The organism is Caballeronia sp. LZ028 (assembly GCF_031451415.1).
In the GTDB taxonomy this organism is placed as follows: Bacteria; Pseudomonadota; Gammaproteobacteria; order Burkholderiales; family Burkholderiaceae; genus Caballeronia; species Caballeronia zhejiangensis.
Genome location: NZ_JARUXN010000003.1, coordinates 79922 through 98147, shown reverse-complemented (window position 1 = coordinate 98147; position 18226 = coordinate 79922). Strand labels below are relative to the sequence as shown.

At 63.7% G+C, this 18226-nt stretch carries 18 protein-coding genes; 9 read left to right on the top strand and 9 right to left on the bottom strand.

Features of this window, described 5'->3' with window-relative positions; genetic code table 11:
• Positions 1–107 precede the first annotated feature (107 nt).
• From QCE58_RS18035 to QCE58_RS18025, 3 genes are read left to right on the top strand one after another with little or no spacing between them, the layout of a single operon-like run.
• Positions 108–1124 carry an ABC transporter substrate-binding protein gene (locus tag QCE58_RS18035; RefSeq protein WP_250441162.1) on the top strand — a complete coding sequence of 339 codons (1017 nt, stop codon included), beginning with the start codon at positions 108–110 and terminating at the stop codon, positions 1122–1124.
• A 10-nt stretch (positions 1125–1134) separates the two neighbouring features.
• Positions 1135–1923 (top strand): ABC transporter ATP-binding protein, encoded by a 789-nt coding sequence (locus QCE58_RS18030; RefSeq protein ID WP_008347290.1) that lies wholly within the window; start codon positions 1135–1137, stop codon positions 1921–1923.
• Positions 1924–1946: 23 nt separating this feature from the next.
• Positions 1947–2807 carry an ABC transporter permease gene (locus QCE58_RS18025; protein ID WP_008347288.1) on the top strand — a complete coding sequence of 287 codons (861 nt, stop codon included), beginning with the start codon at positions 1947–1949 and terminating at the stop codon, positions 2805–2807.
• A gap of 66 nt (positions 2808–2873) precedes the next feature.
• Here the strand turns inward: QCE58_RS18025 and QCE58_RS18020 are convergent, their stop codons facing one another.
• The 3 genes from QCE58_RS18020 to QCE58_RS18010 form a co-directional block, all read right to left on the bottom strand.
• Complete coding sequence (locus QCE58_RS18020) at positions 2874–3197, bottom strand: outer membrane protein assembly factor BamE (protein WP_250503473.1); 324 nt, start codon at positions 3195–3197, stop codon at positions 2874–2876.
• A gap of 64 nt (positions 3198–3261) precedes the next feature.
• Positions 3262–4017: a phosphatase PAP2 family protein gene (locus tag QCE58_RS18015; RefSeq protein WP_250522148.1), complete on the bottom strand. Its 756-nt coding sequence runs from the start codon at positions 4015–4017 to the stop codon at positions 3262–3264.
• A gap of 52 nt (positions 4018–4069) precedes the next feature.
• Complete coding sequence (locus QCE58_RS18010; RefSeq protein WP_250522147.1) at positions 4070–4759, bottom strand: hypothetical protein; 690 nt, start codon at positions 4757–4759, stop codon at positions 4070–4072.
• Between the two features lie 248 nt (positions 4760–5007).
• Here QCE58_RS18010 and fae point away from each other — a divergent pair, with 248 nt between their 5' ends.
• The 6 genes from fae (at position 5008) to QCE58_RS17980 (ending at position 10465) form a co-directional block, all read left to right on the top strand.
• Positions 5008–5517: a formaldehyde-activating enzyme gene (gene fae, locus QCE58_RS18005; protein WP_008347281.1), complete on the top strand. Its 510-nt coding sequence runs from the start codon at positions 5008–5010 to the stop codon at positions 5515–5517.
• Between the two features lie 13 nt (positions 5518–5530).
• Positions 5531–6568, top strand: a complete 1038-nt coding sequence (locus tag QCE58_RS18000) for an aldo/keto reductase (RefSeq protein ID WP_250522146.1) — start codon at positions 5531–5533, stop codon at positions 6566–6568.
• The gene (locus tag QCE58_RS17995; protein ID WP_250522145.1) at positions 6565–8004 is read left to right on the top strand and encodes an NAD-dependent succinate-semialdehyde dehydrogenase; all 1440 of its coding nucleotides are present in this window, start codon (positions 6565–6567) and stop codon (positions 8002–8004) included. The genes QCE58_RS18000 and QCE58_RS17995 overlap by 4 nt, the downstream gene beginning before the upstream one ends.
• Before the next feature lie 106 nt (positions 8005–8110).
• Positions 8111–9481: an MFS transporter gene (locus tag QCE58_RS17990; RefSeq protein WP_008347276.1), complete on the top strand. Its 1371-nt coding sequence runs from the start codon at positions 8111–8113 to the stop codon at positions 9479–9481.
• Positions 9482–9696: 215 nt separating this feature from the next.
• Positions 9697–10128 (top strand): BPSL0067 family protein, encoded by a 432-nt coding sequence (locus QCE58_RS17985; RefSeq protein ID WP_075583513.1) that lies wholly within the window; start codon positions 9697–9699, stop codon positions 10126–10128.
• Complete coding sequence (locus tag QCE58_RS17980; protein ID WP_250522144.1) at positions 10115–10465, top strand: STY0301 family protein; 351 nt, start codon at positions 10115–10117, stop codon at positions 10463–10465. Before QCE58_RS17985 ends, QCE58_RS17980 begins: the two co-directional genes overlap by 14 nt.
• Positions 10466–10487: 22 nt before the next feature.
• Here the strand turns inward: QCE58_RS17980 and QCE58_RS17975 are convergent, their stop codons facing one another.
• The 6 genes from QCE58_RS17975 to aldA form a co-directional block, all read right to left on the bottom strand.
• Positions 10488–11369: a LysR substrate-binding domain-containing protein gene (locus QCE58_RS17975; protein ID WP_175982054.1), complete on the bottom strand. Its 882-nt coding sequence runs from the start codon at positions 11367–11369 to the stop codon at positions 10488–10490.
• Positions 11370–11380: 11 nt separating this feature from the next.
• Entirely contained in the window at positions 11381–12301 is a 921-nt protein-coding gene (locus tag QCE58_RS17970) for a LysR substrate-binding domain-containing protein (RefSeq protein WP_250522184.1), read from the bottom strand.
• A 158-nt stretch (positions 12302–12459) separates the two neighbouring features.
• Positions 12460–14118 carry a GMC family oxidoreductase gene (locus tag QCE58_RS17965; protein ID WP_250522143.1) on the bottom strand — a complete coding sequence of 553 codons (1659 nt, stop codon included), beginning with the start codon at positions 14116–14118 and terminating at the stop codon, positions 12460–12462.
• 17 nt (positions 14119–14135) lie between these two features.
• On the bottom strand, positions 14136–15353 hold the full coding sequence (locus QCE58_RS17960) for a mandelate racemase/muconate lactonizing enzyme family protein (protein ID WP_008347267.1): 1218 nt from the start codon (positions 15351–15353) through the stop codon (positions 14136–14138).
• Positions 15350–16654, bottom strand: a complete 1305-nt coding sequence (locus QCE58_RS17955) for an MFS transporter (RefSeq protein ID WP_250522142.1) — start codon at positions 16652–16654, stop codon at positions 15350–15352. The genes QCE58_RS17960 and QCE58_RS17955 overlap by 4 nt, the downstream gene beginning before the upstream one ends.
• A gap of 115 nt (positions 16655–16769) precedes the next feature.
• Positions 16770–18194, bottom strand: a complete 1425-nt coding sequence (gene aldA / locus QCE58_RS17950; protein WP_250522141.1) for an aldehyde dehydrogenase — start codon at positions 18192–18194, stop codon at positions 16770–16772.
• Positions 18195–18226 lie beyond the last annotated feature (32 nt).

The window sequence follows — 18226 nt, the reverse complement described above, 5'->3', positions numbered from 1 at the left end:
CGCATCGTCGCAGAAAGCTGGCAGAAGGTTTCGCGTTCCTATAATCGCCGCACAACTGAAAAAGCGGGCCATTCCCAACTTCACGGCCCACATTAAGGAGACTCCTGATGCGTACTCTGCGCCAGATCGCTGCTGTGTCCGGTATCGCTTTCGCCCTCGCCGCCGCTTCCGTATCCGCTCACGCCGAAAAGATTTCGATCATGGTCGGCGGCGCAACCAAGATCATCTATCTGCCCGCGAAGCTCACCGAGCAACTCGGCTATTTCAAGGACGAAGGGCTCGACGTCGAGATCCTGTCGCAACCCGCGGGCGTCGATGCCGAGAACGAATTGCTGGCCGGCGCGGTGCAAGGCGTCGTCGGCTTCTACGATCACACCATCGATCTGCAAAGCAAGGGCAAGGAAGTCCAGGCGCTCGTGATCTTCGGTCAGGTGCCGGGCGAAGTCGAATTGGTCTCGACGAAGCAGGCCGACAAGATCAAGAGCATGGCCGACGTGAAAGGCAAGACGCTCGGCGTGACTGGCCTCGGCTCGTCGACGAGCTTTCTGACGCAATATCTCGCGCAGCGCGCGGGCGTCACGTCGAAGGAATACACGCTGCTGCCGGTGGGCGCGGACGCGAGCTTCATCGCAGCGATCAAGCAGGAGCGCATCGATGCGGGCATGACGACCGAGCCGACCGTCTCGCAGTTGATCAAGACCGGCGAGGCGAAGGTGCTCGTCGACATGCGCACGCTCGAAGGCACGCGCGCCGCGCTCGGCGGCACGTATCCGGCGTCGAGCTTCTACGTGCAGCGCGCGTGGGCCGAAGCGCACAAGCCCGAAGCCGCGAAGCTCGCGCGCGCGTTTGCGAAGACGCTGAATTTCATCGCGACGCATAGCGCCGAAGAAATCACCGAGAAGATGCCGAAGGACTACTACGCGAAAAACAAGGACCTGTACGTGGGCGCGCTGAAAGCCTCGCTGCCGATGTTCACGAAGGACGGCAAGATGCCCGCCGACGGTCCCGAAACCGTTCTGAAGGTGCTCGCCGCGTTCAATCCGTCGGTGAAGGGCAAGCATATCGATCTCGCGCGCACGTATTCGAACGAGTACGTGTCGGGCACGGCGACCGCGTCGAAGTGAGGCTTTCACGATGAATCAATCGAATCAACCCGCGATCGAACTGCGCCACGTATCGTGCCGCTTCATCTCGCCGGACGGCAAGGCGACGGTCGCGCTGCGCGATTTCAGCATGTCGGTCGCGAAGGGCGAATTCGTCGCGATCGTCGGGCCGACCGGCTGCGGCAAATCCACGACGCTCAGCATGATTACCGGTCTGCTCAAGCCGACGACGGGCGAAGTGCGCGTGATGGGCCAGCCGGTCGATGGCATCGATCCCCGCATCGGCTTCGTCTTTCAGGCGGATGCCGTGTTTCCGTGGCGCTCGGTGCTCGACAACGTCGCAGCCGGCCCGCTGTATCGCGGCCGCTCGAAGTCCGCCGCTTACGACGAAGCGCAGTCGTGGCTGCGCCGCGTCGGTCTCGACAAGTTCGGCAAGCACTATCCGCATCAGTTGTCGGGCGGCATGCGAAAGCGCGTCGCGCTCGCGCAGACGTTCATCAACAAGCCCGAAATCCTGTTGATGGACGAGCCGTTCTCCGCGCTCGACATGCAGACGCGCACGCTGATGCAGGACGAATTGCTGCAGCTCTGGTCGGCGAATGCGGGCTCGGTCGTGTTCGTCACGCACGATCTCGAAGAAGCGATCGCGCTCGCGGACCGCGTGTTCGTGCTGACGGCGCGCCCCGCGACGCTCAAGAAGGTCTACGAGATCGACCTGCCGCGTCCGCGCATCACGTCGGAGATTCGCTATCACCCGCGCTTCATCGAAATTTCGCGCGATATCTGGCACGACCTGCGCGAAGAAGTGCAGATCGGTTGAACCCGCCTCAAAGGAACATCACTATGTCCACGCCTCAACAAACGATGCCCTCGGGCATCGATCCCGGCACGCTCGCGCAAGTCGAACGCGAAGCGCAAAAGCGCATCAGGCAGCGCAATGCGCTCGTCATCGGGCTGCGTATCGCGGTGCTCGTGTTCGTGCTCGGCGGCTGGGAACTCTCGGCGCGCCTGCACTGGATCGATCCGTTCTTCTTCTCGATGCCGTCCGCGATCTTCGATCAGATCGTCGAATGGTTCGTCGACGGCACGTCGCAAGGACCGCTGCTCACGCAAGTCTGGGTGACGCTCGAAGAGACGATTCTCGGCTTTCTGATCGGTTCGGCCGGCGGCATTTTCTGCGGCATCGTGTTGGGCCGCAACAAGCTGCTGTCGGATGTGTTCAGCATCTACATCAAGATCGCCAATTCGATTCCGCGCGTCGTGCTCGGCTCGGTGTTCGTGATAGCGCTGGGTCTCGGCATGGCGTCGAAGGTCGCGCTCGCCGTCGTGATGGTGTTTTTCGTCGTGTTCGCGAACGCGTTCCAGGGCGTGCGCGAAGCCGACCGTTACATGATCGCGAACGCGCAGATTCTCGGCGCATCGCGACGCCAGGTGACGACCTCGGTCGTGATTCCGTCGGCGCTTTCGTGGATTCTCGCGAGCCTGCACGTCAGCTTCGGCTTCGCGCTGGTCGGCGCGGTCGTCGGCGAGTTTCTCGGATCGAAGCAGGGCATCGGCTTGCTGATCTCGACCGCGCAGGGCGCGTTCAACGCGAGCGGCGTGTTCGCGGCGATGATCGTGCTCGCGGTCGTCGCGCTCGCGGCGGATTATCTGCTGACGGCGGTCGAGCAGCGTCTGTTGAAGTGGCGGCCGACGGCGAACTGACGCGTCGAATTTCAGGCTCATAAAAAGACAAACCCCACGGCGCGTGGGGTTTGTCTTTTCTGGCGTTCAGCGCAGGCCGACTTCCTTCGCCCGCTTGACGGTGCAGCCCGCGTGCTCCGTATAGACCACGCGATTCTGATTGTTGTAATACACGGACCAGCGGTCGGTGCCGTGCTTCTTGAACGCGTATTCGGTGCACAGCGAATGCCACGGTCCCCAGTTTCCGTCAGGCGGACCGAGGCTGTCCTCGACTTCCGCGCGCGTCATGCCGACCTTTACGCGGCTCATGTATTCCTGCGGATCGGGATCCTTGACGAAGGCCGAACATCCGTTCAGACCGATCAGCACCAGGGCCATGGCCACCGCGCCATACGCTTTCGATTCGAGCATCGTTTCAGCCTCGCAAAAGGTCTGAAACTAACGTCTACGGATGCGCGGAACAATCGAACTAATCCTAAAGCGTCCGGCTACGTCGCCGCACGAATTCCGCCGCGCCGATGCACGCCGCGAGCCACGCGCCGCCCGACGCGAAACCGCCGATCACATCGCCGGGAAAATGCACGCCCATCACCACGCGGCTCACGCCGATCGTCAGCACGATGAAGCACGCGAGCGCGACGATGAGCGGATCGCGGCGCGTCGGCGCGAGGCGCAGCAGCACATAGGCGCACATGCCGTAGCAGACGATCGAGCCGAACGTATGTCCGCTCGGGAACGCGAAGCTTTCGGGCAACGGCACGGTCGCGCCGGTGGGACGGTCGCGGCGCATCATCGACTTGAGCGCCTGATTGAGCAGGCCGCCCGCGCTCGTGACCGCGGCGAAATAGACAGCGAGACCGAAGCGCCGCGTCAGCAGCAGCCACGCGCACATGAGCGCCGACAGCAGCGTGAGGAACCAGGGATCGCCGAGATGCGTGAGCGCGGCGAATCCTCGCGCGGCGAATGCGGGCGTGCCGTCGCGCAGAGCGTCGACCATGCGCTGATCCGCCGATGAAAACGCCGTGCCATGCGCGATGCGCGTCGCGATGGCGATGAACACCGCCGCTCCCGTCGCGCTGACGATGCCCGCCGTAACCGCGACGGCCGCGCCGGAAGCGCGCCGTCCGCGCGCGGCGAAGGCCCACGCGACCGCTGCGAGCGCCGGGCCGGCGAAGAGCGCGATCGCGATGATCGCGGCCGCGTGGCGTTGTGCGAGCGCCGTGTATTCCATGATGTCCTGTTTTCTCCCGATCCCGATCCGTGATTACACGGCGCTCGCGGGCTCAGGACGCGGTTGCGTTGCCCTCCGCTTCGAGCGGCCGTTCCCAGCCGAACGCCTGCACGCGCGCGACGGGCTTGTCCAGGACGAGCACGCCGCAGATGCCGCCGGGCATCGGCAAGGTGAGTCCGTGCCAGTCGGCGTCTGTGTCGGCGTCTGTGTCGCCGCGCTGCGCACGCGACTTGCCGATGCGCGCCGCTTCGTCCCACATCGATTGTCTGGCGGCAGCGTCATGCGCGCCCGTCGATTCGACCGTCAAGCCAAGCCCTATTCTCGCCGATGCCACCGCGACCACGATCCAGATGCCCGAATACGCGACATCGACGTGAACCGGGCCGTCGTCATGCGGATGCGTCACGACGATGCGATCGTCCGGTTCGTCCTCGACGCCCACTTCGTGTGGCTCGCAATGGAACATGTGCGAAAGCACGAGCCGCAGCGTCGCGCGCGCGACGGAAAAGCGCCGCCCGAGCGCGGAATTCGGATGCAGCCGCGTGCGTTTTCGTTCGGCGGGACTGAGCCAGTTCCCGATATTCGATGCCGATGCGAAGCGGAATTCGCTCGGCACCAGCCACAGAAAGACTTCGCCGGGCGCGGGCGGTTCGTGGATCTGCACGCGCGATTTGGCGAGATCGTAGTAGCGCCACGCGACATCGGTGACGGGAAGCGGGGAGATGCGATCGATGGAAGACATGTGCGTCAGCGGACCCGGCGGCGCGCTCACGCCGGAATAATCCGCATTCAGAACAAACTCACATTTTGGGCGCTGGAAGCTTATGGGACGCTTATCCCGCCTACGGGTGATTCCCGAGTTGAGCTTTCATCAATCCGGTCCTCAAAAATCGTCGATTCCTCCCCGCGCGACGCCCGCCGCAGAATGCCTCACATCCACCGCAACGGTGGTTGAACTGCACACATCACGCGGACACAAGGAAGGAGTCAATGGAAAAGAATCTGTTCATCGGCGAAGGCTTCGAAGGGCCGGGCGTCAATCTCGCGCACATCAACGTGCTGGTCGGCCCGCGCAACGGCCCGGCCGGTCAGGCTTTCGCGACCGCGCTCGCGACGCCGTCCGCCGGGCACGCGCCGTTCGTCGTGATCGCGCAGCCGGGCGTGCCGACCAAGCCGCTCACGCTCTATGTCAACAAGGCGCAGATCGACGGCGATTTCCACGGCAACGCGACGTGGGGCGCATCGCAGGCGGGCATCGCGAAGGCGGTCGCCGAATCGCTCGAAAACGGCACGCTGCCGCCGGAAGCGGAGAACGACTGGGTCGTCGTGTCGGCGAACTGGGTCAATCCGAAAACCGACGATCTCGACGCCGTATTCGAGAACAACTATCGCGCGTGCCGTAACGCGATCATCGCCGCGATGGAAGGCCTGCCGCGCAAGGAAGCCGTGTTCAAGGCCGCGCGCGATGTGTCGAATCCGTTCTACACGCCGAAGAAGTAAGGAGTTTTCGACAATGGAATATGTGCGTCTCGGCCAGTCCGGCCTGAAGGTTTCGCGCCTGTGCCTCGGCACGATGAACATGGGCACGCCGCAATGGAAGCCGTGGATTTTCGATGAAGCGCAAAGCGAGCCGATCGTGAAGCACGCGCTCGACCACGGCGTGAACTTCATCGACCTGGCGGATTTCTATTCGACGGGCGTCGGCGAGGAAGTCGTCGGCCGCATTCTGAAGCGGCTCGTTGCGCGCGAGGAAGTCGTCGTGACGACGAAGGTCGGCTACGACATGGCGAGCCATCCGAACGCGGGCGGCCACTCGCGCAAGCACATCATGGACGGCATCGACGGCTCCCTGAAGCGTCTCGGCATGGACTACGTCGATATCTACATGCTGCATTACTTCGACGTGAACACGCCCGTCGAAGAAACGATGCACGCGCTCGACGACATCGTGCGCGCGGGCAAGGCGCGTTACATCGGCGTATCGACGATGTATACGTGGCAGTTCGCCAAGATCGTGCAGGCGTGCGAGCGCCACGGCTGGCACAAGCCGATCAACATGCAGTTGCAGTTGAACGTCGCGTATCGCGAGGAAGAGCGCGAGATGATTCCGTACTGCATCGATCAGGGCGTCGGCGTGTCCGTGTTCAGTCCGCTCGCGCGCGGCCTGCTCACATCCGACGCGAAATCCACGCGCAACCAGACCGATTTCTTCACCGCGCAAATGTATGGCGATCGCGCGTCGCAGGACATCGCGGCATCGGTCGCGCGCGTCGCGGCGCGGCGCGGCGTGCCGGCCGCGCAGATCGCGCAGGCGTGGGTGTTGAGCCGTCCCGGGATTGCGTCCATGCTCGTCGGCGCGGATTCGCCGGCGCAATTCGACAGCGCCTTCGCCGCGCTGGACACGAAGCTCGACGACGACGAACTGCACGAGCTGGAGCGCAACTACACGCCGTGCGATCTCATCAACGACTACACGGCGGGGCGGCGCATCGCGCGCGAGGCGCGTGCGGCGCAAGGCGTGTTCGAACAAGCGATGGAGCGCGCGGCATGATCGATCTGATGCGGACGAATCACTACATCGACGGCACATGGCGCGAAAGCGCGGGCACGTATCCCGTGCGCAATCCGGCGACGGGCGAGTCCATCGCGAACGTCGCGCGCGGCGGTCGTGCCGAAGCGCAGCAGGCGATCGATGCCGCGAAGCGCGCCTTCTCCGCATGGCGCGCGCTGACCGCGAAGGAACGCAGCGCGCGCGTGAAGCGTTGGGGCGAACTGATGCTCGCCAATCGCAACACGCTCGCCGAACTGCTGACTCGCGAACAAGGCAAGCCGCTTGCCGAAGCGCTCGGTGAAGTCGCTTACGCGGCGAGTTTCTTCGAATGGTTCGCGGAAGAAGCGAAGCGCAGCTACGGCGACATCATCCCGAGTCCGAAGCCGAACGCGAAGATCGTCGTGACGCGCGAGCCGGTCGGCGTCGTCGCCGCCATCACGCCGTGGAATTTCCCGCTCGCGATGATCACGCGCAAAGCCGGTCCCGCGCTGGCCGCGGGCTGCACGATGGTGCTGAAGCCGTCGGAGGAAACGCCGCTGTCCGCGCTCGCGCTGGCGGTGCTCGCGGAGCAAGCAGGCATTCCGGCAGGCGTGTTCAACGTCGTGTCGGGCGATGCGGTCGCCATCGGCGAGACGCTGACCGCATCGCCCGACGTGCGCAAGCTCTCGTTCACCGGCTCGACGCGCGTCGGCAAGCTGCTCGCGAAGCAATCGGCGGATACCTTGAAGAAGCTGTCGCTGGAACTCGGCGGCAACGCGCCCTTCATCGTGTTCGACGACGCCGATATCGACGCCGCCGTGCAAGGCGCGATCGCGTCGAAGTTCCGCAATACCGGGCAGACGTGCGTGTGCGTGAACCGCTTCTACGTGCAGGACGGCGTCTACGATGCCTTCACGCAAACGCTGACGCGCGCGGTGCACAAGCTGCGCGTCGGCAACGGGCTCGAAGGCGAGTTCGATCAGGGGCCGCTCATCAACGAAGCCGCGCTGACGAAGGTGCAAGCCCATGTCGCCGATGCCGTGAGCAAAGGCGCGAAGGTGCTGACGGGTGGCAAGCCGCACGCGCTCGGCGGCACGTTCTACGAGCCGACGGTGCTCGCGGACGCCACGCCTTCGATGCTCGTCGCCGATGAGGAAACCTTCGGTCCGGTCGCCGCGTGCTTCCGCTTCGCGACGGAAGAAGACGTCATCGCCGCCGCGAACGACACGCCGTACGGCCTTTCCGCGTACTTCTACACGCGCGATCTGGGCCGCGCGTGGCGTGTCGCGGAGGCGCTGGAGAGCGGCATGGTCGGCATCAACGAAGGCATCATCTCGACGGAAGTCGCGCCGTTCGGCGGCGTGAAGCAGTCGGGACTGGGCCGCGAAGGTTCCAAGTACGGACTCGATGAATACACGGAACTCAAGTACATGATGATGGCCGGACTCGGCCGCTGAATCATCGCCATACCGCGCATGCACGAAACATAACGCTATCGCGTGCGCGGTTTTCTTGCGGCGTCGATGCGCCGCTCCACTCGAGGTGGAGGAGATACTCTTGGACATGCAAAGCCTGAGCGCGCAGCCGCTCGCCCCGGGCGCCGCCGCGCCCTTCGATACGACGCGCAATCGCGTCGCGCTCGACGATGTGCCGCTGAACCGTTTCCACATCAAGATCGCGGGCCTCACGTTCGGCGCGCACTTCACCGAAGGTTATGCGCTCGGCACGATCGGTTATGCGCTGTCGTCGCTCAACAAACAGATTCCGCTCGACGCGTTCTGGATGGGCCTGCTCGGTTCATCCGCGCTGATCGGCATTTTTCTCGGCAGTCTCGTGTTCGGCTGGCTTTCGGACAAGCTCGGACGTCAGAAGATTTTCCTGTTGAGCTTCATCATCATCACGGCGGCCGCGTTCGCGCAGTTCTATGCGACGACGCCCGCGATGCTCGTCGGCTTGCGCGTGCTGATCGGCTTCGGCATGGGCGGCGATTTCGCGGTCGGTCATGCGATTCTCGCGGAGTTCTCGCCGCGCAAGCATCGCGGCGTGCTGCTCGGCTCGTTCAGCGTGATCTGGACGATCGGCTATGTGATCGCGAACGTGCTCGGCATGCATTACGCCGACGCGACGCCCGATGCGTGGCGCTGGCTGCTGGCCTCCGCCGGCGTGCCGGCGTTTCTGGTGCTCATCATGCGCGTGGGCACGCCGGAATCGCCGCGCTGGCTGCTCGGCAAAGGCCGCGTCGATGAAGCGATGCGGATCGTGCGCAAGCACTTCGGCCCGAACGTCACGCTCGAAGCCGATACGGGCGAGCATTTCGCGGGCAAGGGCGGCTTCGCGCGGCTCTTCAAGCCGGATCTGATTCGCCGCACGATCTTCAATTGCGCGTTTTTCGTGTGCCTCGTGATTCCGTACTTTGCGATCTACACGTTCCTGCCGAGCATTCTCACGGCGATCCGTCTGCCCGAAGGATCGGGCGCTGATCTGCTGCTCAATGGCTTTCTCGTGCTCGGCGCGCTGATCGGCATCTGGCTGACCATCAAGCTGTCGCGGCGCTCGTTCCTGATCGGGTCGTTCGCGGTGTGCTGCCTGTCGCTGTTTGCGTTGAGCGTGCTGCCGTCGTCGGCGAATGTGGGGATGATCGTCGCGTTCGGCGTCTTCACGCTGACGATGTCGGCATTCTCGAATCTCGTCGGCGTGTTTCCGCCGGAGTGCTTTCCGACCGAGGCGCGGGCGTGCGGTGTGGGACTGTCGATCGCGTGCAGCAGGTTGGGATCGGCGGTGGGGACGTTTCTTTTGCCTATCGGGATCGCGCAGGCCGGCGTGCAGATGACGATGCTCGCGCTTGCGGCGGTGTTGCTCGTCGGGATGATCGTGTCGATCGCGTGGGCGCCGGAGACGAAGCATCTGACGTTGAGTGAGGCGAGTGGGGGGTGAGGCAAAGTGCAGTAACGCGCGGCAACGGAAACGTTGCCGCGTTTCATGGCAGATTCGGAATAAACGCGTCGAGGCCGTCCGACATAGTTGTTACCTTTGAGGTGAGCGCCGAGAGGACAAGGCGCGAAGCGGGACGTTGACTCGCGTCATTGCCGACAGAGATTTTCCTGTCATTTGACAGTCTCGTCATTCTGAACATCTCGATCGTTTTCGCCATGAGCTATATCAGTTCAAACTACAAGAACTCACCCTCGGCGCGGCTGAACACTTGGGTATGCGCCCCAGGATCCGCACACGGTCCTTACGACGATGCGCCACCCGATGGTCGCACTGGCCACCCGGACTATTGCGGCGGATGCGTCTCCTATGTCAAGCAAGTATGTCCGTCGCTGCCGGCCACGATTGCATGGAAAAAAGGAGCTGCTGTTAAAAACAACCCGCACATCGTTGAGGGGACCGTCATCGCCACATTCGACAATCACCGACACTTCCACGGGCACGCTGCAATCTATGTCAGTCAGAGTCCCGTCGGCGTAACGGTATATGACCAATACGCGCATCCGCCCAAGCCCATTGGACCGCGCATCTTGCGCTGGGGCCAAGGCTCCGACGTCAACAACGGAGACAAATTCTATGTCGTCGAGTAAGACGCTCGCCTGTCTGACGACATTGCTCGTCGCCGCAAGCGTCAGCGGACTCGCGAAGGCGGAAGCGATCGCGTGTCCTGCGTTGCCGGGCACGCATCTCCAATACGTCGCGGCCTTCGACGGAAAGCCGGAAGAACACGTCCGGCTCATTGCGGATCATGGCGATGCCAAGCGGGGCTATTGGAAACTCGGCTACGTCTACGATCACGGCCGCTCAGTGACCGTTCAGTGCGTCTACGCCAACAAGGAAACGCGGGACTTCACCCTTGAGAAGCGAGTCGATGAGTGCCGATATCGGATCGACGAGCCAGGATCCGCCGAACTCGATTGCACGTAACGCGAAGGCGAAGGCCGCGCACTCAATCCCGCGCCGCCTTCGCTCCCTCCCCGCGCAGCCATTCCGCGAACGCCTGCACGGAATCCGCCCCGGCGAACGAAGGCGCGATATCCAGCCAATATCCGTAAGGCCCTGTCGACTCCACCGGCGACAGCAGAACCAGCGACCCGTCATGCAGTTCATCCGCGATCATGTTGCGATCGACGACCGCCAGCCCCGATCCCGCGCGCGCCGCGTGAATCGCCTGATCGAGTGTCGAGAACTCGATGCCGTTCTCGCCGAACGCGCGCGGCAAACCGGCGGCATCGAGCCAGTTGGGCCAGAGCGTGAGCCGCGCATCGTTGTGCAGCACATGCAGCGCGGGCAGCCGCTTCAGCAGCGCTTCGACCGGCTGCCCCGCCAACTTCATCGCGCCGACGAGCACATGCCGCTCGATGAACAGCAGCTCCGACCGATGATCCGCCCGCGCCTCGTATCCGAAGCGAATGCTGCACTGACGGTCTTCGACGGCATCGGTGCGAACGGAGAGATCGATGTCGGGCACGGCGTCCATTAGCGAACCCAGTCGCGGCGAGAGCCAGCGCGTCGCGAAAGTCGGCGGCGCGATCACGGTCAGACGCTTGCGCTCGCTGCGTTGCACGTTGGAAAGCGAACGCGTGACGCGCTCGATCGAATCGAACGCCTCCGACAGGCAAGCAAGCAATTCGGCGCCCTGCTTCGTGAGCCGGATGCCCTTGTGATCGCGATCGAAAAGCTTCGTGCCGAGCGCATCTTCGAGCAGGCGAATTTGACGGCTGACCGCGCCCGGCGTCACGCACAACGCCGCCGCCGACTTGTTGAAGCTCATATGGCGCGCGCTTTCCTCGAAAAAGCGCAACGCGGTCAGAGATGGCAAGCGCCGCACGGTCGGCTCCTTCAGACGAACGCGCTACGCTTGCCGCCGAGCGCCTGCGTCTGTTTCCCGATCTCGCCGCGCAGCCATTCACGAAACAGCGCGACTTGCGGCGCGTCGTCCTGGCCGGTGCGCGTCACAAGCCAGTAAGACTGATGCCCGTCCACTTCGACATCGACGATCGGCACGAGCGTCCCCTGCCGCAACTCGTGCCCGATCATGTGGCGATCGGCGATCGTGACGCCGAGGCCGTCGGTGGCCGCGCGAATCGCGTTGTCGAGCAGATCGAACTCGTAGCCGCCGCGCGTATCGACATTGTCGATGTTCGCCGCCTTGAGCCAGTGCTGCCACGTCAGATAGCGCTGATCGCTCGCCGCGAGCACATGCAGCAGCGTGAACGCGTTCAGATCGATGCCGGTCGTATCGCACTCGGCGAGCAGCGCGGGCGAGCACACGGCGATATGCCGCTCGTTCATCAGCAACTGGTTGTCGAGGCCGTCCCATTCGCCATTGCCGAAGCGGATGGCGCAGTCGAGTGCGCCCGATTCGACGAGATCGTCCTTCAGGCGCGTAGTCAACGTGATTTCGAGTTCCGGCGCGGCGGCGCGCAGCGATTGCAGCCGCGGCATCAGCCAGCGGCGCGCGAAGGTAGGCGGCGCATTGACGCGCAAGCGCGTCAGATGAGTCTTTTCCTGAATGCTGCGCACCGTGAGTTCGATGCGATCGAACGACATTCTGAGCGCCTGCAGCAAGAGCCGCCCCGTCGCCGACAACTCCAGATAATGATGGCGGCGCAACAGCAGCGGTTCGCCGAGCTGCGTTTCGAGCTGACGCACCTGCCGGCTCACCGCGCTTTGCGTCACATGCAGCATTTCCGCCGCGCGCGTGAAGCTGCCGGTGTGCCCGGCGACTTCGAAAGCCCTGAGCGCATTCAGGGCAGGCATTTTTCGCTTCAATTCCGTCTCCTCTTCCTGGCGTTCGACGGGCGCATTGAACACGTATCCGCGCCGGAACGTATCGCTCTTGGGCGACATTTTACGAATCGAGGCAAATTATGCCGCTTCGGGGCGCGAAGACGTTTCATGTCTCGCGCCCGCGTGCATCACGCGATCGCGGCAGGCTCCGCAGGCGCCGACACCTGTTCGATGACCGTGCGGGCATCGTCGAGAATCATGTCCGCGCCTTTCTCCGCGACCATCATCACCGGCGCGTTGAGATTGCCCGACGTGATGTTCGGAAAGATCGACGCATCGACGATGCGCAAGCCTTGCATGCCATGCACGCGCAGGCGCTCGTCGACGACCGCGGTGCGCGCGTCCGGTCCCATCGCGCAGGAACCGCACAGGTGATAGATCGAGCCCGACTGCTCGCGGAAATACTCGAGCATGTCGGCATCGCTTTCGACTTGCGGTCCCGGCGAAATCTCTTCTGCCGTAATCGCCTGCAGCGCGGCCGAACTCATGATCTTGCGCACGAGCTTGCTGCCCTGCACCGCTTCGCGGATGTCCTTCGGCGTCGTCAGCGCGTTGATGCTGATCTTCGCGGCATCTTCCACGCGGTTCGACGCGATTTCGATCGATCCGCGGCTCGTCGGACGGCACGGATTGAAGCACAGCAGGAAGCCCGAATACGGCTCGGGTTCGAGCTGCGCCTTGCTGTTCTTCGGAATCCGATAGGAAAGCGGATTGAAATAGAGCTGCAGGTTCGGCTCTTTCTCGTCGTCATCGCCTTTGAAGAAGCCGCCCGACTGGTTCACGCTCATCGAGAGCGGGCCCTTGCGCGATGTCAGATACCGCATCGCCGCCTTGACCTTGCCGAAGAGCGAGGAGAGTTCGTCGTTCAGCGTCGGCACCGTCGCGCGATAGTAGAAGCTCACGCACAAGTGATCCTGCAGATTCTTGCCGACCGCCGGCAACTCGTGCACGACCGGAATGCCGTGCTTCGCGAGCAGCGCCGCGTCGCCGAGACCGGAAAGCTGCATGAGCTTCGGCGTATCGACCGCGCCCGCCGACAGAATCACCTCGCGCTTCGCACGGAACTGCAGCGATTCGCCGTTGCGCGTGGCGATGACGCCGGTCGCGCGCTTGCCGTCGAACGTCACGCGGCTCACGCTGACATTGCTCTCCACGCGCAGATTCTTGCGCCCGAGCACCGGATGCAGATACTCGAAGCTGCTCGACGAACGCTCGCCATTGCGCGCGTTGATGTCATACACGGTCGCGCCTTCGTAATCGGGGCCGTTGATGTCGCCGGTCACGGGAAAGCCCGCTTGCCGCGCGCCTTCGAGGAACGTGCCGCAGATCGCGTGCGCGCCCTCTTTCATCGACGAAATGCTGATCTTGCCGTTCGCGCCGTGATACGGCGTGTCGCCGGCCCAGTGCGATTCGAGGCGGCGGAAATACGGCAGCACGTCCCGATAGCCCCAGCCCGCGTTGCCGGCGCGCGCCCAGTCGTCGAAATCGTGCGGCTGGCCGCGCACGTAGATCATCGCGTTGATCGAGCCGGAGCCGCCCTGCACCTTGCCGCGCGGGCAATACAGCGAGCGGTCCTTCAGTTGCGCTTCCGGCTCGCTGTAGTACATCCAGTTGTATTGCGGGTTGTAGTAGGTCTTCGTGAAGCCGACCGGCACCTTGAACCAGAACGAATCGTCCTTGCCGCCCGCTTCGAGCAGCAGCACCGAATGCTCGCCGGACTCGGTGAGACGATTGGCGAGCACGCAGCCCGCCGATCCCGCACCTACGATGATGTAATCGAATTCCATGTTTTCTGCTTTTCCGTTCAGCCCTTGGCGGGCGCGAGATCTTTCACGTCGGCGGGCTTCGCGGCCATCTGCAGATGCAGACGCTCGCCCGTGTACGGCGTATGCGCGCGCACGACGTCCATGTTCAGTTCGACGCCCAGGCCCGGCTCAGTCGACGGAATGATGTAGCCGTCTTCCCAGCGAATCTTCGTCTTGAGCACTTCCGCGTGGAATCCGCCCCACGTCTCGATGCTTTCCTGAATCAGGAAGTTCGGCGAGCACGCGGCGATCTGAATGCTCGCCGCCGCGCCGACCGGACCGTTGTAAAGATGCGGCGCGATCTGCGCGTAGTACACCTCGGCGAGACTCGCGATCTTCTTCGCTTCGAGCAGACCGCCGACGCGTCCCACGTTGAATTGCAGGATCGACGCGGCTTTCGCTTCGAGCAGCTTGAAGAACTCGTACTTCGTCGTGAGGCGCTCGCCGGCCGCGATCGGAATGCTGGTTTTCGCGGCGACTTGCGCCATCGCGTCTTCCTGTCCCGGCGGCACCGGTTCCTCGAACCACAGCGGATCGAACTTCTCGAGGCGCTGCGCAAGACGGATCGCCGACGACGGCACCATCTGACCATGCGTGCCGAACAGCAGATCGGCCTTGCTGCCGACCGCCTCGCGCACCTTGCGGCAGAACGTCTCGCAGCGGTCCATCACTTCGAGCGAAATCTGATGCCCCGAATACGCGGTGTACGGGCCGGCCGGATCGAACTTGACGGCCGTGAAGCCGAGCGCGACGTTGTGCGCGGCGCATTCGGCGGCGAGATCGGGATCGTCGTAGTCGTATTCGCCGCGCGCGTTCTTCGGATAGAGATACGTGTACGAACGCAGACGTTCATGCACGCGTCCGCCGAGCAGTTCGTAGACGGGCTTGCCCGCCGCCTTGCCGATGATGTCCCAGCACGCCATTTCGAGGCCGCTGACGACGCCCATCATCGTGAGATCGGGGCGCTGCGTGAAGCCGCTCGAATACGCCTCGCGATAGAAGCGCTCGACATGATGCGGATCGTGACCGAGCAGATAGCGCTCGAACACGTCTTCGATGATCGGCGCCATCGCTTTCGGATGGAACGTCGCCGAATAAATCTCGCCGACGCCCTCGATGCCGCAGTCCGTGCGCAGCTTCACGAAAATCCAGTACATGCCGCCGATATGCGGCGGCGGCACGGCGACGATATGTGTTTCCAGTGCGGCGATCTTCACTGTTGCGCTCCCAGCTTCCTGAGTCGAAGTTTGAACATGATGGCCGCCACGCCGCCGAGCGCGGACATGAAGGCGATATAACCGAAGTACAGCTGATATCCGTACACGCCCGGATAGTTCTGCGTCAGATAGCCGTTGATGAGCGGCAGCACCGCATCGGGCGAATAGCCGACGACGGACACGAGGCCGATCGCGAGGCCCATCGTTTCGGCGGGCACCTTGCATTGATCGAGCAGCGACCAGTAAAGCCCGCGAATCGCGTACGTCATCACGCCGATGAACAGCACGAGCACCGCGACGAGCACATGGCTCGAAATGCTGGGCGCGGCCATCAGCAGGATGAGCGCGGCGGATGCGGAGAAGAGCGCGACGATGAGCACGGTCGTCTTCGAGAAGCGATCGCCGAGAAAGCCGCCGCCGATGCCGCCGATCGGGCGCATCCAGAGTTTCAGCGTCGTGATGAAGCCGGCCAGAACCACCGACAGCCCGATCTCCTTCTCATGCAGATAAGCGGAGAAACTGTAAGTCGACCAGAAGACCTGATAGCCGCAGAAGACGATCGCGGAAAGCAGCGCGAGTTGCGGATTCTTCATCAGCGATATGAGATCGCGCAGCACATTGCGCTTTTCGCGCTTCGCCGCAGCCGCCGCCTGCGCGCCTTGCGGATCGCGCACGAGGCCGAGCACGACGCCGAGCCCGATGCACAGGAACGCGTACATGTAGACGACGAGCCGGAAGCCCGCGACCGTCGAATCGCCGCGCGTCTGCGTGACCCAGGCGAACAGCCCGATCGCGATGGTCGCGAGCAGCGCTTCGATCAGGCCGCGCCCGCCGTCGAGAAAGCCGAAGAAGCGGCCTTGCTCGTCGGCGGCGGCGATCGTCTGCACGCGCTTGATGATCGCGGCCCAGAACGTGAGGCCGGTCGTCAGGCCCCATCCGCCGAAGATCACGATCAGCGAGGCGAACGACGGCGCGGTGGAATACCACAGCCCGAGCGCGCCCGTCGCGATCAGCGAGAAGCTGATGAGCAGGCGCGGCGCGACGCGATCCGCGAGCCAGCCGCTCGGCAAATAGCACACGAGGAAGATCGTGCCGAGCGCGGAGTAGAGATAGCCGAGTTGCGCTTCGGTGATATGGAAGACTTCGAGCATCGTCGGCTGATACACCTGCCGCAGATACAGAATCGGATAGATGGCGCCGGCGGCGATGACGAGCAGCGCGAGCTGGATATAGCGGTCGGCGCGCGTGCCTTCGCGCGGCGTCGCCACGCTTTGGCCGGATTGAGCGGGATTCGATGACACAGGCGTGCTCCTCGAAGGGCAGCGGCGCGCGGCGTGCGGACGCCGCGCGGCTGGGCCTTCACTATGTTTTTGTAGAGGGTGAGAAAAGGAATGCGGCCGGAAACGGCCGCGAGAATCAGTACTTCATGACGACGAGACGCGTCTGCGTGAACTCGAGCATGCCGTGCTTGCCGTCGTCGCCGCCGATGCCGGAGCGCTTCCAGCCGGCGTGAAAACCTTGATACGGATCGGCGGGCGTGCGGTTGATGTACAACTCGCCCGCTTCGATCGAATTCGCGACATTCATCGCCGTGCGGTAGTTCTCGGTGTAGAGCACCGACGAAAGGCCGAACTGATGATCGTTCGCCATCGCGATCGCTTCGTCGATCGTCGCGTACTTCAGCACCGCGAGCACCGGGCCGAACGTCTCTTCCTGCACGATTTCCATGTCCTGACGGCAGTTCGACAGCAGCGTCGGCGGATAGAAAAAGCCCTTGCGGTCCGGCACTTCGCCGCCGGTTTCCAGCGTGGCGCCCGCTTCGATCGCGCGGCGGACCATCGCGTGAATGCCGTCGCGCGACGCCTTGTTCACGAGCGGACCCATGTGGCTCGCGTCCTCGTAGCGATCGCCGATCGCCTTCGCCTTCATCTGCTCGCGCAGCAGGCCGACGAATTCGTCGTGGATGCGCTCGTGCACATAGACGCGTTCGATCGCCGTGCAAAGCTGACCGCTGTGCGTGAGCTTCGATGCGACGAGTTCGCGCGCGGCCTTCTGCAGATCGGCGTCCGGCTCGACGATCGCGGGCGTCTTGCCGCCCAGTTCCAGCGAAGGTTTAGCGATGTTCGCCTTGCAGTATTCGAGCACCTTGCGGCCCGCGTTGACGCTGCCCGTCAAGGTAATCATGCCGACCTTCGGATGCGTGCAGACGACCCCGGCGGTCGCGTGATCCATCGCGAGCACATTGATGACGCCGGCGGGCAAGGCCGCACGCTCGACGGCGCGCGCCAGTTCGAACGCCGACAGCGGCGTGTTGTTGCTCGGACGCACGACGACCGTGTTGCCCGCGATCAGCGCCGGCGCGACCTTGCGCATCAGCGTGTAGATGGGGAAGTTGAACGGGATCAGGCACGCGACAACGCCGATCGGCTCGCGATGCAGCACGAGATTTTCGTTCGGCGTATCGCTCGGAATGACTTCGCCTTCGATGCGGCGCGCCCATTCCGCGTGATAGCGCGTGATCTGCGCGGCGTAGACGGCTTCGTTGGTCGCGTCGAGCAGGCTCTTGCCGGACTCGGCCGCGAGCGCCGCGCCGATATCGGCGGAGGCTTCGACGATGGCATCCGCGAGGCGCTGCATATGCGCGCCGCGCTCCGCGGCAGGCATCGCGCGCCACAGACGTTGCGCGTCGGCGGCCTGATCGACGGCGAGCAGCGCCTGCTCGCGCGACGCATTGTGAACGTGGCCCAGCACCTCTTCGGTCGCGGGATTCAGGACGGCGGTGACGTCATCGCTCACGGGCTCGATGAAACGTCCGTTCACAAAATTGCGTTCTGGCTTCATGTGGCGGTTTCCTTGATCGCTGCGCGCCACGA

Excerpts from the sequence above, each read along its gene's own strand:
- QCE58_RS18035 (WP_250441162.1), top strand. The coding sequence starts at position 108 with ATGCGTACTCTGCGCCAGATCGCTGCTGTGTCCGGTATCGCTTTCGCC.
- QCE58_RS17985 (WP_075583513.1), top strand. The coding sequence starts at position 9,697 with ATGAGCTATATCAGTTCAAACTACAAGAACTCACCCTCGGCGCGGCTG.
- QCE58_RS18020 (WP_250503473.1), bottom strand. The coding sequence starts at position 3,197 with ATGCTCGAATCGAAAGCGTATGGCGCGGTGGCCATGGCCCTGGTGCTG.
- QCE58_RS18015 (WP_250522148.1), bottom strand. The coding sequence starts at position 4,017 with ATGGAATACACGGCGCTCGCACAACGCCACGCGGCCGCGATCATCGCG.
- QCE58_RS18030 (WP_008347290.1), top strand. The coding sequence starts at position 1,135 with ATGAATCAATCGAATCAACCCGCGATCGAACTGCGCCACGTATCGTGC.
- fae (WP_008347281.1), top strand. The coding sequence starts at position 5,008 with ATGGAAAAGAATCTGTTCATCGGCGAAGGCTTCGAAGGGCCGGGCGTC.
- QCE58_RS18000 (WP_250522146.1), top strand. The coding sequence starts at position 5,531 with ATGGAATATGTGCGTCTCGGCCAGTCCGGCCTGAAGGTTTCGCGCCTG.
- QCE58_RS18025 (WP_008347288.1), top strand. The coding sequence starts at position 1,947 with ATGTCCACGCCTCAACAAACGATGCCCTCGGGCATCGATCCCGGCACG.
- QCE58_RS17965 (WP_250522143.1), bottom strand. The coding sequence starts at position 14,118 with ATGGAATTCGATTACATCATCGTAGGTGCGGGATCGGCGGGCTGCGTG.
- QCE58_RS17990 (WP_008347276.1), top strand. The coding sequence starts at position 8,111 with ATGCAAAGCCTGAGCGCGCAGCCGCTCGCCCCGGGCGCCGCCGCGCCC.
- QCE58_RS17995 (WP_250522145.1), top strand. The coding sequence starts at position 6,565 with ATGATCGATCTGATGCGGACGAATCACTACATCGACGGCACATGGCGC.
- QCE58_RS18010 (WP_250522147.1), bottom strand. The coding sequence starts at position 4,759 with ATGTCTTCCATCGATCGCATCTCCCCGCTTCCCGTCACCGATGTCGCG.
- aldA (WP_250522141.1), bottom strand. The coding sequence starts at position 18,194 with ATGAAGCCAGAACGCAATTTTGTGAACGGACGTTTCATCGAGCCCGTG.
- QCE58_RS17980 (WP_250522144.1), top strand. The coding sequence starts at position 10,115 with ATGTCGTCGAGTAAGACGCTCGCCTGTCTGACGACATTGCTCGTCGCC.
- QCE58_RS17970 (WP_250522184.1), bottom strand. The coding sequence starts at position 12,301 with ATGCCTGCCCTGAATGCGCTCAGGGCTTTCGAAGTCGCCGGGCACACC.